Origin of the sequence: Steroidobacter sp., from assembly GCF_016790065.1 — a bacterium.
Classification (GTDB): domain Bacteria; phylum Pseudomonadota; class Gammaproteobacteria; order Steroidobacterales; family Steroidobacteraceae; genus Steroidobacter.
Genome location: NZ_JAEUPY010000763.1, coordinates 1 through 11,541, shown reverse-complemented (window position 1 = coordinate 11,541; position 11,541 = coordinate 1). Strand labels below are relative to the sequence as shown.

Here is an 11,541-nt window from a genome sequence, read left to right as displayed (position 1 = left end):
CGTCGCGAGCTGTGGCGCATGGTTCGTGAGCTGGCTGGCGATGGCATGACGGTGGTGTGGAGCACGTCGTATCTGGATGAGGCTGAGCGTTGCGACGATGTGGTGTTGATGAACGGCGGGCGAATTCTGTTTCAGGGCCTGCCGGCTACATTCTCACGCCGTTGCGACAATCGCGTGTTCCTGATTCGCGTACCGGCCGAAGAGAAGCGGAGTGCACTAAAGCGTTTCGCGCATGCCGGCGAGACCGTCGATACGCTCATCCAAGGCGATCGACTGCGTGTGGTCACGAAGCGGCCGTTCGAAGTGCACGAGCTGCGAGCCGTGCTTCAGATCGATTCTCAGGTGATTGTCGACGTGGCCGAGCCTCGCTTCGAGGACGCGTACATCGATGCTATTGGCGGCGCGTCCAAGGAAGAGTCCGTGCTCGGCGGCATTGCCAAGGCGCGTGCGGCTGACGATGTACCGATGATCGAGGCCACTGAGCTGACCAAGCGCTTCGGCGACTTCGCAGCCACCGATCACGTCAACTTCGCGGTCAAGCAGGGGGAAGTGTTCGGGTTGCTCGGGCCGAACGGCGCTGGCAAGTCCACGACTTTCAAAATGCTCTGTGGCCTGTTGAAGCCGACGGAAGGCAGCGCTCGCGTGGTCGGTATCGATCTCACGTTCCGTCAGAGCGAGGCGAAACAGCGGCTCGGCTACATGGCGCAGAAGTTCTCCATGTACGACGTGCTGACGGTGCGACAGAACCTGGAGTTCTTCGCTGGCATCTACGGGCTACGCGGCCGGCAGCAAAAGCAGCGGGTGGATGAGTTGGTGCATGCGTTTGGACTGGAGTTTTATCTCAGCACCACGCCGCCCAGCATTCCGCTGGGATTCAAGCAGCGACTGGCGTTGGCGTGCGCGTTGGTACACGAGCCGGACATTCTGTTCCTCGACGAGCCGACCTCGGGCGTGGATCCGATCACGCGGCGCGAGTTTTGGACTCATATCAATGCCATGGTCGAGAAGCGCATCACTGTGTTGGTCACGACTCATTTCATGGAGGAGGCCGAGTATTGCGACCGCATTGGCCTGGTGTATCGCGGGCGCGTGATTGCGCTCGGTACGCCAGACGAACTGAAGCGCAGCGTGGCCACGGCTGAGCTGCCCGAACCGACCATGGAGGACGCGTTCATCCGCTTGGTGGAGGCGAGCAAGCTATGAAGTCTTCCAATCGTTCTCGGTTCGCGTGGCGGCGAGTGTTCGCGCTTTGTCGTAAAGAAGCGCTGCAGATCGTTCGCGATCCCAGCAGCATCCTGATTGCGTTCGTATTGCCTGCGGTGCTGCTGTTCATCTTCGGGTATGGAGTGAATCTGGACAGCTCCAACACGCGGCTAGGTGTAGTCGTAGAAGACAATGGCCCCGCTGCACGCGACTTTGCAGCGGCGTTGATCGCGGCCGACGCTTTCACCATCCGCGAGATGGGCTCAATCAAAGCGGCCGAGGAGGCCATGCTCGATGGCAAGATCCGCGGCTACGTTGCTATCGCGAATGACTTCGGCTCCAGGCTGACGCGTGGCGAAGCGCCGCCGGTGTTCGTTGCTACCGATGCCGCTGAACCGAACTCGGCCAGCTTGGTGGCCGGCAACGTGCAGGGCGTGTGGCGGCTGTGGCAACAACAGTGGCACGCCGATCGGGGCGTTCACGCAGCGCCGCCCATCTCCATCGAAGTGCGCTCTTGGTACAACCCGTCGGCCGAGAGTCGGAATTTTCTGATCCCGGGCTCCATCGTCATCATCATGACCATCCTCGGCGCGTTGTTGACGGCGCTGGTGGTGGCGCGTGAGTGGGAGCGGGGCACCATGGAGGCGTTGCTGGCTGCCCAGATCACGCGCGCCGAACTGCTCCTGTCCAAGCTCATTCCTTATTACGTGCTGGGCATCTTGGCGATGGTGACGTGCATGGCGGTGGCCGTGCTGATCATGGGCGTGCCATTCCGCGGCTCGTTGCTGGTGTTGCTGTTGGTGAGCACGCTGTTCCTCGGCGGCACCTTGGGTCTCGGCCTGCTCATCTCCACAGTGACTCGCAACCAGTTCAACGCTGCGCAGTCGGCGTTGAACCTCGGCTACATGCCGGCGGTGATGCTGTCGGGGTTCGTGTACGAGATCGCCAGCATGCCCAAGTTTGCCCAAGCCTTTTCGTATGCACTGCCGGCTCGCTACTTCATGAGTTCGCTGCAGTCCTTGTTCCAGGCCGGTGTCATCTGGTCGACGCTGTGGGTCGACATGCTGTTCATGTCGCTGTTGGCGCTGATCTTCATCGGACTCACGTTGCTCAAGACCAAGGAGATGCTGGAATGAACGCGTGGTTTCGGCTTCGGGCCCTGATTCTGAAAGAGCTGCAGGCGCTGCTCGGCGATCCGCACGGTCGCAAGCTGTTGATCGCGCCCATCATCATGCAGCTGATTCTGTTTCCATTCGCGGCCACCATGGAGGTTCGTAACGTGGGCGTCGTCGTGCTCAACGAAGACGATGGCGTCCACGGCGAGGAGATCATGGAACGAATTGCCTCGGCACCGACCTTTTCGAGCTTCGTGGTGACCCATGGTCATGACGAGTTTGCGGCTCGCATCGACGATCAGGATGCACTGATCGGCTTGAAGATCGCAGCGGACTTTTCCTCGCGTATTGCGGCGGGCGAGAGCGCGGCGCTGCAGGTCGTGACGGATGGTCGCAAGTCCAACGCCGCCCAGATTGCCACCGGCTACGTGCAGAACATCGTCGGTAGTTATGCCGATGAGCTGTCCGGCGCTCAGTCGGTCGGCATCAACGTGCGCCACTTCTACAACCCGAACCTGGAGTATCGCTGGTTCATCGTGCCGCAACTGATCGCCATCGCGACAGCGTTGGGATTTCTAATCGTGACCGCGCTGTCGGTGGCACGCGAGCGGGAGCAGGGCACGCTCGATCAGTTACGAGTGTCGCCGTTGTCTGCGGGCCAGATCATGACCGGCAAAGCGTTGCCTGCCATCGTGATCGCGCTGTTCCAAGGCTCTATCGTGTTGTTCGCTGCGCTGTTGATCTATCGGGTGCCCATGCACGGCTCGTTGTTGGCGATTTACGCCGGCATGGTGTGTTACGGGCTATCGCAGGTGGGTTGGGGGCTGCTGATCTCCAGCTTCTGTCGCACGCAGCAGCAGGCGGTGCTCGGTGTGTTTGCTTATCTGGTGCCTGGATTGCTGCTGTCCGGCTTCATTTCGCCGGTGGAGAACATGCCCGGCTGGTTGCAAGCCGCAACTTGGTTCAATCCCATGCGGCATGTGGTGGACCTGATGAACATGGCTTATTTGAAAGGCATCACTTTCGCTGCCTTCGCCGACACGGCCGTGCCGATGCTGATCATCGCAGCGGTGTCGTTGTCGCTGGCTTATTTCAAGTTTAGAACCGTCAGTGAGTAACAACTTATGAACCCAATGACTGTGCAGAATCGGACGGGCGTGCTGCTTGCCTGCGTGACCGCGGCGCTGTTGCAAGGCTGCGTGCATAACCTGAGCGTGTCGCAACCGACGTTGCCTGCGGACTATCGAAACGCCGCCGCGACGCAGATGGAGACCGCCCATGATGAATGGTGGGATACGCTCGGCGATCCAGAGCTGAGCAAGCTCATGTCGCGCGGCTTACGGGAGAACCTGGATCTCGAAGCGGCCGGCGCCCGTATCGCCGCGGCACGCGCTCGCATGGGCATCGCCGACTCTCGCTCGCTGCCTCAGCTCGACGCGAGCGCCAGGTCGTCGCGAGAGAAGATGAGTGAGAACGGACTGTTGCTGTCGAGTGGCGGTGGCGCAGCGTTTCCCGATACCTACACGCTAACCACGAGTGGACTGGATGCGTCGTGGGAACTCGACCTGTTTGGCGCCCATGCCGCTGAGCGTCGCAAGGCGGCGGCGGGTCATCGAGAGGCAATGGCGGATCGTGCAGCTGTTCGGTTGTCTCTGACGGCTGAGATCGCGCGCGTGTACGTTGAGCACATTGCTTACGCTCAGCAGCTGACGAGTGCGCGAGAGGTGCTGGAGCTCAGCGAACAATCGTTGCAGCTTGCCGAGCAGCAGTACGACAACGGAGCGGTGCCGGCGGCAGATGTCACGTCGGCGGAGCTGGCACTCGAGCATGCCCGTGAAAGCGTGGCCAGTCTGCGAGCTGAAACTGAAGCGCGACGGCATGCTATGGGTGTTCTGGTCGGCACGGGCGAGTATGTCGTTTTGCCGGAGCAGAGCCCGATGCTTGGCGCGGAGTTGCAGACGGCGAAGGCGCAGATCTCGGTTGATATGGGGCTGCCATCGGATCTGCTGCGGCGTCGGCCGGATATTCGTCAGGCGGAAGCTCAGTTTGAGACGGCGGTTGCGGATCGGTCCATTGCGGTCGCCGATCAGTATCCGCGCTTCTCCATTTTGGCCAGCGGCGGTTTCGAGTCGCTGGAACGCGGTTCGCTGTTTGAGTCGGCGAGCCGATTTTGGGCGTTGGCGCCGCAAGTGAGTGTGCCGTTGTTCGATGGCGGTCGGCGCAAGTCGGTGGTGAAGGAGCGTGAGGCGCAGGTCTCGGCGGCGACTGCAACTTATCGAGGTGCGGTTGTGACTGCGCTCGCCGATGTGGAACAGGCGATGATTCGTCACAACGGCGCGACCAACGCCATGGATTCGCGAGTGGCTGCGCTTGAGCGCGCTAGCGAGTTGCTGGCGCACGAACAGGCGCGTTTCGATCAAGGCGATTCGGCCAAGCCACAGCTGCTCGCTGCTCAGCGAGAGTACGAGAATCATCGCCAGGCGGCGGTCGAAGCGAAGAAGCAGGCGCTGCTGAGCTTGGTGACGCTGTACAAAGCACTCGGCGGCGATACCGAGCCGGCGGTGTCGTAACGAACGCCCTATCTAGCTCGGCGCTGGCGGCGCGCGTCTCAGGAGCCCGGCGTGCGCGAAACGTCAGTCAGTTTCCTGCGTGCCGATGACGACGTCTTGGCGGTGGCAGCGATGGCGCGTTTCAACACGTCATACACGCGTTTATCGTCAGTGTGAGTGACGTTGAAGCGCATCAAGCCGGTGGCATCGGCGCCGGCGCTGAAGGCATTGCCGGGGGCGAGCACTACATTCTCGGTCAGAGCATGACGAGCGACTTGGGCAGCGTCGCAGCCGCGAGGCAGGCGACACCAGAGAAACATGCCGCCAGCGGGTTCGAGCACGGGCTCGATGCCGAGATCGGCAAGTTTGGTCGCTACGATTTGTCGCTGGCGGGCGAGGCGGGTGCGTACGCGTTCCATGTGGCGTCGATAGGAGCCGTCCATCAGCATCGACGCCAACAACTCGGCGTTGAACGGGCTGGACGCCATGCCGGTCACCATGCGCAGATCGGAAAGAGCGCGTATCCAATCGGGGCGGCTGGCGATGTATCCGCAGCGTACCGACGCCGACAGCGTCTTGGAAAAGCTGCCGACTCGAATCACCCTATCCAAGCCGTCGAACGCCGCCAGTCGCGGTGCCGGCTGCTCTTCGAAGTCGCCGAAGATGTCGTCTTCGACAATCACTACGTCGTGAGACGCAGATATTTTCAACAGCCGATGGGCAACGGCCGCCGTCAACGTCGCGCCCGTCGGATTCTGCAGCCCCGAGTTAGTGAGATAGATACGCGGCCGATGCGCTTCGAGCACCGCTGCAAAGGCGGTCAGATCAGGGCCGGTCGGCGTGTACGGCACGCCCACCACATTAGCGCGATGAGCGCGTAGTAACGCTTTGAAGTTAAAGTAGCACGGGTCGTCCACGACCACGGTGTCGCCGGGCTCCAGTAAGAAGCGGCAGAGCAGGTCGATGGCTTGCGTGCACGAGTCGGTGAGCATCACTTGTTCGGGGGCGGCTTCCACGCCTTGATCGTGTAAGCGACGAGTGATCAATCCGCGGAGCGTTTCCAATCCTTGCGCTGGTCCGTATTCGAACAGCGTCATGCCGTCACCGTCGCGAGCGGTGGCTCGCAATGCTTTACGCATCGCTTCGTGTGGCATCCAGCTTTCCGGCAACCAACCGCAACCTGGCCGCATGTGTTCATCGCCGGGCCGCAATGCCTGACGCATGATCCATAGTGGATCGATGGTGGGATCGGTCTCGGGACTGAGCTCGGCCAGATCGAGCGGCGCGAGCGGGGCGGCGACGTAGAAGCCCGACCCTAGGCGAGCTTGCACGATGCCACCGGCGGTCAAGCGGCTGTAAGCCTCGACCACGGTCGACTTGGAAACGCTCATCGATTCGGCCATGGCGCGCACCGAGGGAATGCGGGTGCCGGGCGTGTACTGGCGGCGATCGATCTTGGTCTGGATCGCGCGCATCACTTGCTCGACCAGGCTGGCGTCGGACTGTTCGGTTAGATTGACCATGACAGTTCGTTTATATCGTACTGGACTGTCCTTGGCCATCGTCCGGGCCGTCCCGCATGATGCCGGCATGGAAACCAGAGATCGCGGTTTGTTATTGGGCTTGATCGGCGTCGTCATATTCAGCGGCTCGCTGCCGGCGACGCGCGCGGCAGTGACCGGGTTTGAGCCCATTTTCCTGACGGCTGCACGGGCGTTGCTGGCAGCACTCGGGGCGGTGATTGCGCTGGGTTTGTTCGAGAACAGCCGGCCGCTACGTTCCGAGGTGCCTTCGCTGCTGGTGGTCGCAGCTTCGGTGGTCGTCGGGTTTCCATTGCTGAGCGCGCTGGCGCTGATGGAGATCAGCGTCGCGAGAGGCGTGTTGTTCACGGGCTTGCTGCCGTTGTCCACGGCGGCCTGGGCCATGGTGCGAGGAGGAGAGCGTCCGCGGCCGGCGTTCTGGGTGTTTGCGTTGTGTGGCTCAGGCTTGGTCGCTGCCTTTGCGTTGTTCAACGGCGGCTCTCAAGGGGCGTGGTTGGGTGATGCTTTGATGCTGGCCGCCATCGTGGTCTGCGGCCTCGGCTATGCCGAAGGCGCAGTGCTGTCGCGCCGGCTGGGCGGATGGCAGGTCATTTGCTGGGCGTTGGCGCTGTCCGCACCGATCATGCTCGGGTTGGCGTTGATGACCTGGCCGGCGCACTGGCCGACCTCCGATTCCAGCGCCTGGCTGGGGCTGGCTTACGTCGCGATGTTTTCGATGTTGATCGGGTTCTTCTTCTGGTATCGAGCGCTGGCCATCGGCGGATCGTCTCGCGTCGGCCAACTGCAATTACTGCAGCCGCTGCTCGGCCTCGGGCTCTGTGCCGTGCTCTTACATGAAAGCATTGCCTGGTCTCTGGTCGCTACCTGCATCGGCGTACTCGGCTGCGTGGCTGGCGCCCGTCGGTTGGCGTGATTCGGAGGTCACCACCACGTGCCCAGCTCGACCGGCCTTGGCTGATTGCTGTAGGTGCCTTCCAGCTCGCGAACCTTTTCCATGATCAGCCAGAAGTGATCGCGCAATTGAAACACCTGACCACGTCGCGGCAGGTCGGCGAACTTCCCAGGGAATTTTCGTGAACCATCGGCCTCAGCGTTGCGTGCGTCGATCTGAGCGCCGAAGCGCAGCAGCCAATAGTCCATCAGCCGCTCTTTGATGTTCTTGAAATTCTCGCCTTCGATCTCGGGGCGCTGCGGTTCACGAGCGCTGCGTGGGCGTTGGAAGCCGAACAGGTACGCCCAAATCACCGCCTCGAACATGAGCCGATATTGATTGCGCAGGATGTTGAGATCGTCGTCGATCCGCTGCAGGTCGGAGCTGTTGCCAGCGCGGACATCGCGATAGGTACACACGGACAGGATTTCGAGATAGCTGTCGTTGTCGGGCTCGAGCAGCTGATCGTTCATCCATTTTTCCAGCTGGTTGTGGACCAGTTGAATGCTCAGGCGCACTCGACTGGCGTAAGCCTGGATGTCGGTGAGCAGTCTTACTCCGGGCGAATCGGCTTCGCTCAGTGCCGGGCCGGCGCTGGGGGCTTGTAACAGCGCGATGCCGGTCTGCGCGGCGCCTTGGAGGTTTTCGTTCACGTCACCGCCGCCTTTGGACAGTGTGCGCACGGCGTCGTGAAATGATTTGAGCGCTTGGCGCGAGTCCGACGCGACCGGCACCGGCACTTGGCTTCGTGAAATGAAACCATCGATCAGCCGTCGCGCTTTGCCGCTGCGGTCGGTGGCTAGCGCGGTGAGTTGCTTCACGGCCTCGCCACGTTGTGGTCCACGCAGGCGAGGCAGGTCTCGCAGGATCTGCAGCGCTTTGGAGCGTTCTCGCAACCGAGCAGCAGTAGAAGAAGAGAGCAGGGCGCGAGCGCGGCGTCGCATCGCTGTGGCCGTCGTGGCCAGCACGTGAGAAAACAATGCGTTGCTTACCTTGGAGAGGACGATGCCAGCGATCGTGGTTTCGAACGCCACGATCACCAATACCTCGATGACGAACGACGAGTAGTTCGCGTCCGGATTCTCCAGCTGCTCGATCCGAATGTCCTGAACCTGCTCGGCGGCGGCGATGGCCGCCTGCAAGATCACGTCGGTGCGAGCGACCGCCACATCTCGCGAGTTCTGGATCTGCAGCAGGCCTTCATTGACCAGGGCGCGAATCGCATCGTCCGACTGCGCCCAAAGCGTGAAGCCGGTGGCGATGTCCTGTTCGGTGTCGGTATCGGCCATGCCTGGGCGCCTCGGCGCTTAGTTCGGAGCGGCGACGGCGGTCGGTCCTACGCTCACAGTCGGGTTCTGGAAAGGCAGCGCTGCGTTGAGATCCACAGCCACCAGCGAGGTGGGCAACCGGACATCCCACCAATCGCCAGGCTCGCCTTTATCGCCGGCGCCGGTCTGCAGGCGAATTTCTTCGGCGACCGATAAATATTCTGGATCGTCGATGGCGGGCACCGGGCCGCCGCCCCAGATCACGCCGGTGTCTACATACATTTGCACCTGGCCTTCGAAGCCCGGCCTTGCCGGCACCACCACGCGCGCCGAGCCGCTGCGTAAGAAGCGAGCGAATTGTGGGTCGGCGCCGTCGGGAATATCGGCGAGTTCAGCCCATTTGCCCTTGCCGGTCCAGAAGTAGGGATACAACACGAAGGTCATGTTCTCCCATTCGAAGGCTTGTTCGATGAATTGAATCTCCGGTGCGCTCAACGCCGCGCTGTCCAAATCGAACTCGGGCCCCACCTCCGGATCGAGATTGGGCTCCGGCAGATTGGAAGGCGGATACGTTCCGTTGGATAGCAAACGAATCGCCGCGCGCTTCAATTCTTCGCGCATGACTTCTTTGTTTCTGGTCGGCGAGTCGCCGCTGATCTGCACGCCGTTGCCGATGGCGCGAGCGGCGCGTTCTTCGAGATGACGAACTTGCTGAGAACGATATTCCGCAGCCAATCGCGAAAAGACTCGGAGCTGCCACGCGACCAATGCGTCCGGCAGTCGGTCGCAGGTCATCGTGAGATGAGCGCGAAACTCTCGCGCATCGCGAGCCCACACTGTGACCGGGACTTGGCCTGTCAGCCCCGTCGGCATGGCTAGCAGCGAAGAAGCTGCGGTGTAGATGTTGACTGAATCCCAAGCGCCCGTGGGCACGGAGGCAGTGTTGTGATTGGCCTGCGGTGTTGCGCTTTGTATCGCTTGGCCGACGGTGACTTTGAACACCGGATTCGCCCCCCGCACTTGCACGACCGCATCGGCGGAGTTGCCGATGACATCGCCCATGACGAAGCGTGAGGTGTACGTGTGGATGGTGGCAGACCACGAGTTGAGCCGATAACCATCTGGAACCTGCACGCCGACGGTGGCGCTGCCGCCGGCCGATTGACCTTCACCACCGCCTACCAAGTCATACTGGGTGAGGTCGGCCACGGAGCCGAGATCGTCGGGCTGAGCGTTGGCGCCGCCGGCGGGTGGGGCCAGTACGACGGGCACTGACTTCACGATGGTGGGTGGCGGCGGTTGTTCGATATCGCCGATGCGATAGCGCTGCGCGTACTGCAGATAGGTCTGCGGTGTGATGTCGGTGGGCCCGAGCGCACGCGTAATGCCGATGCCGAGCGCGATGAACTCCGGCGGGGCTGGATTCAGAAAGTCTCCAGACGGTCGCTTCCGGCGCCAATGTACGAACGCGGCGGGTTCGGGAATCTGCAGCTCCAGCAGAAAGCGATGCGGATAATGAAATGCCTGCAGCCGTTGGATCTTGTCGATCCACCGATACACCGCGACCAGCGTGGTTGCAGTGGCGCTGTTGTTTTCGAACCGATGCAGATTGGATTCTTCGAAGCGCTCCAGCGTTCGGGTCGAGCGTAGCGTGCTGACGCGGTCTTCCACGCGCTTGACTGCACGAGCGATGGTTTCTTGCGCCAGTTCGGTGGCTTGTTCGCGAGCCTGTTCTTGCGAATAGTCGAAGCTGCCGCCGGCGTGAACGTCGACAGTGGTGGAGGGATACGTAGCGGAAACGTCCACGGTCGCTTCGACACTGGCCTTGAGCGACATCTGCTCGTTGCTGTGACTGGACATCTCGAAGCGGTCGGTTTTCTGGACGTCGGACGACTCTTCCGTAGTCCGTTCTTGCTCGTGCGTGTCGATGGTTTCGGTTTCGGTGATGCGCCGGTGCGCTCGTTCGCGAATCTCACCTTTCAACGCGTTCTCGACATGGGCGATTTCGCCGAAGCGATACTCGAACCAATCGTCGCGCACCACGACCAACTCCGAGAATCCGTAGCGACGAGCCAGGCGGGCATTGGTCGGCATGACATCCAACAGCTGCGACGGCAGTAACACATGGGCCGTGCGCAGAAAGGTGGCAACGTCGTCCGCGTTTTGTAGTGCCGAGTGAGTTTGTGCCAATGCTTCGATCAACCCGGCGAGCATCAGCAGCCGATGCAAATGCACGTAAGTACTCGGATCGCGATGTCGCGCGATCATCGCGGCAATCAAGCTATCGGCCAGTGATTCGCGCGTGGTCAGCCAATCCGCGGCAGCGATCAGCTCGGCTGGAGGCGTGGGCAAGGATTTAACGATGTCGCTGGGCTCGGCGCGATTGCGTCGCTGCGTGAGCCACTGATCCAGCTCTCGCAGCGGCACGGGTAAGGGCGTTCGCGGAGTGATGAACGACGGCCCAGCGATGAACAGCTCGGCGTAACGACTGACGGAGGCGCCAGTATCGACCGAGTTGCCGAACTGTGCGACCCGCAAACTGGGTGGCACGGGTTGGTTGCGGCGGGAGGGGTACAGCGGGATGCCGTTCGCGCGCGCATGACGTTGCGGCCCACGAATGATTCGGAAAGCAAACACGTCACTCATGGTGCCCCCGGCGTGACTTTGCCGGGCGAGCGTAGCAACGTGCTGGGCGGACTACATCGTACTAAGGTTTAATCTATCGATTATAAATTTGGTTTATGAGCCGGGGTTACAGCTCGATGGTGTCGGCCTTTTGCACGACATGGTCGAGCTGACCGTTGAATTGCAGCCGGGCCAGCGCTTTGATCGCATCGGGCGGTACTTGAGATTCGGTGTCGGCAAAGCCGTGTTGAGTAAGCACCGAGAAATACGGCGACGTGTTCACGCCGGTTTTATCTACTAACAGTGTGG

Annotated in this window: 9 protein-coding genes; 5 read left to right on the top strand and 4 right to left on the bottom strand. The window is 61.5% G+C overall.

Going from position 1 to position 11,541, the window contains the following annotated elements; genetic code table 11:
- The 4 genes from JNL55_RS31075 to JNL55_RS31060 form a co-directional block, all read left to right on the top strand.
- Positions 1–1,203 (top strand): ATP-binding cassette domain-containing protein (locus tag JNL55_RS31075; protein ID WP_293863709.1); only part of this gene is annotated, 1,203 nt, incomplete at its 5' end.
- Complete coding sequence (locus JNL55_RS31070; protein WP_293863706.1) at positions 1,200–2,339, top strand: ABC transporter permease; 1,140 nt, start codon at positions 1,200–1,202, stop codon at positions 2,337–2,339. The genes JNL55_RS31075 and JNL55_RS31070, both read left to right, overlap by 4 nt.
- Positions 2,336–3,436 (top strand): ABC transporter permease, encoded by a 1,101-nt coding sequence (locus tag JNL55_RS31065; RefSeq protein WP_293863703.1) that lies wholly within the window; start codon positions 2,336–2,338, stop codon positions 3,434–3,436. Before JNL55_RS31070 ends, JNL55_RS31065 begins: the two co-directional genes overlap by 4 nt.
- A gap of 6 nt (positions 3,437–3,442) precedes the next feature.
- Positions 3,443–4,888: an efflux transporter outer membrane subunit gene (locus JNL55_RS31060; protein ID WP_293863700.1), complete on the top strand. Its 1,446-nt coding sequence runs from the start codon at positions 3,443–3,445 to the stop codon at positions 4,886–4,888.
- A gap of 38 nt (positions 4,889–4,926) precedes the next feature.
- Here JNL55_RS31060 and JNL55_RS31055 read toward each other — a convergent pair whose 3' ends face one another.
- On the bottom strand, positions 4,927–6,390 hold the full coding sequence (locus JNL55_RS31055) for a PLP-dependent aminotransferase family protein (RefSeq protein WP_293863697.1): 1,464 nt from the start codon (positions 6,388–6,390) through the stop codon (positions 4,927–4,929).
- A 67-nt stretch (positions 6,391–6,457) separates the two neighbouring features.
- On the opposite strand from JNL55_RS31055, the gene JNL55_RS31050 reads away from it, so the two are divergent.
- Complete coding sequence (locus JNL55_RS31050; protein ID WP_293863694.1) at positions 6,458–7,321, top strand: DMT family transporter; 864 nt, start codon at positions 6,458–6,460, stop codon at positions 7,319–7,321.
- Positions 7,322–7,329: 8 nt separating this feature from the next.
- Here the strand turns inward: JNL55_RS31050 and JNL55_RS31045 are convergent, their stop codons facing one another.
- The 3 genes from JNL55_RS31045 to JNL55_RS31035 all read right to left on the bottom strand — a co-directional run.
- Positions 7,330–8,628, bottom strand: coding sequence for a hypothetical protein (locus JNL55_RS31045; RefSeq protein ID WP_293863691.1), 1,299 nt, complete (start codon positions 8,626–8,628; stop codon positions 7,330–7,332).
- 18 nt (positions 8,629–8,646) lie between these two features.
- Complete coding sequence (locus tag JNL55_RS31040) at positions 8,647–11,253, bottom strand: hypothetical protein (protein ID WP_293863688.1); 2,607 nt, start codon at positions 11,251–11,253, stop codon at positions 8,647–8,649.
- Between the two features lie 106 nt (positions 11,254–11,359).
- A partial coding sequence (locus JNL55_RS31035; RefSeq protein WP_293863685.1) for a hypothetical protein occupies positions 11,360–11,541 on the bottom strand: 182 nt, incomplete at its 5' end.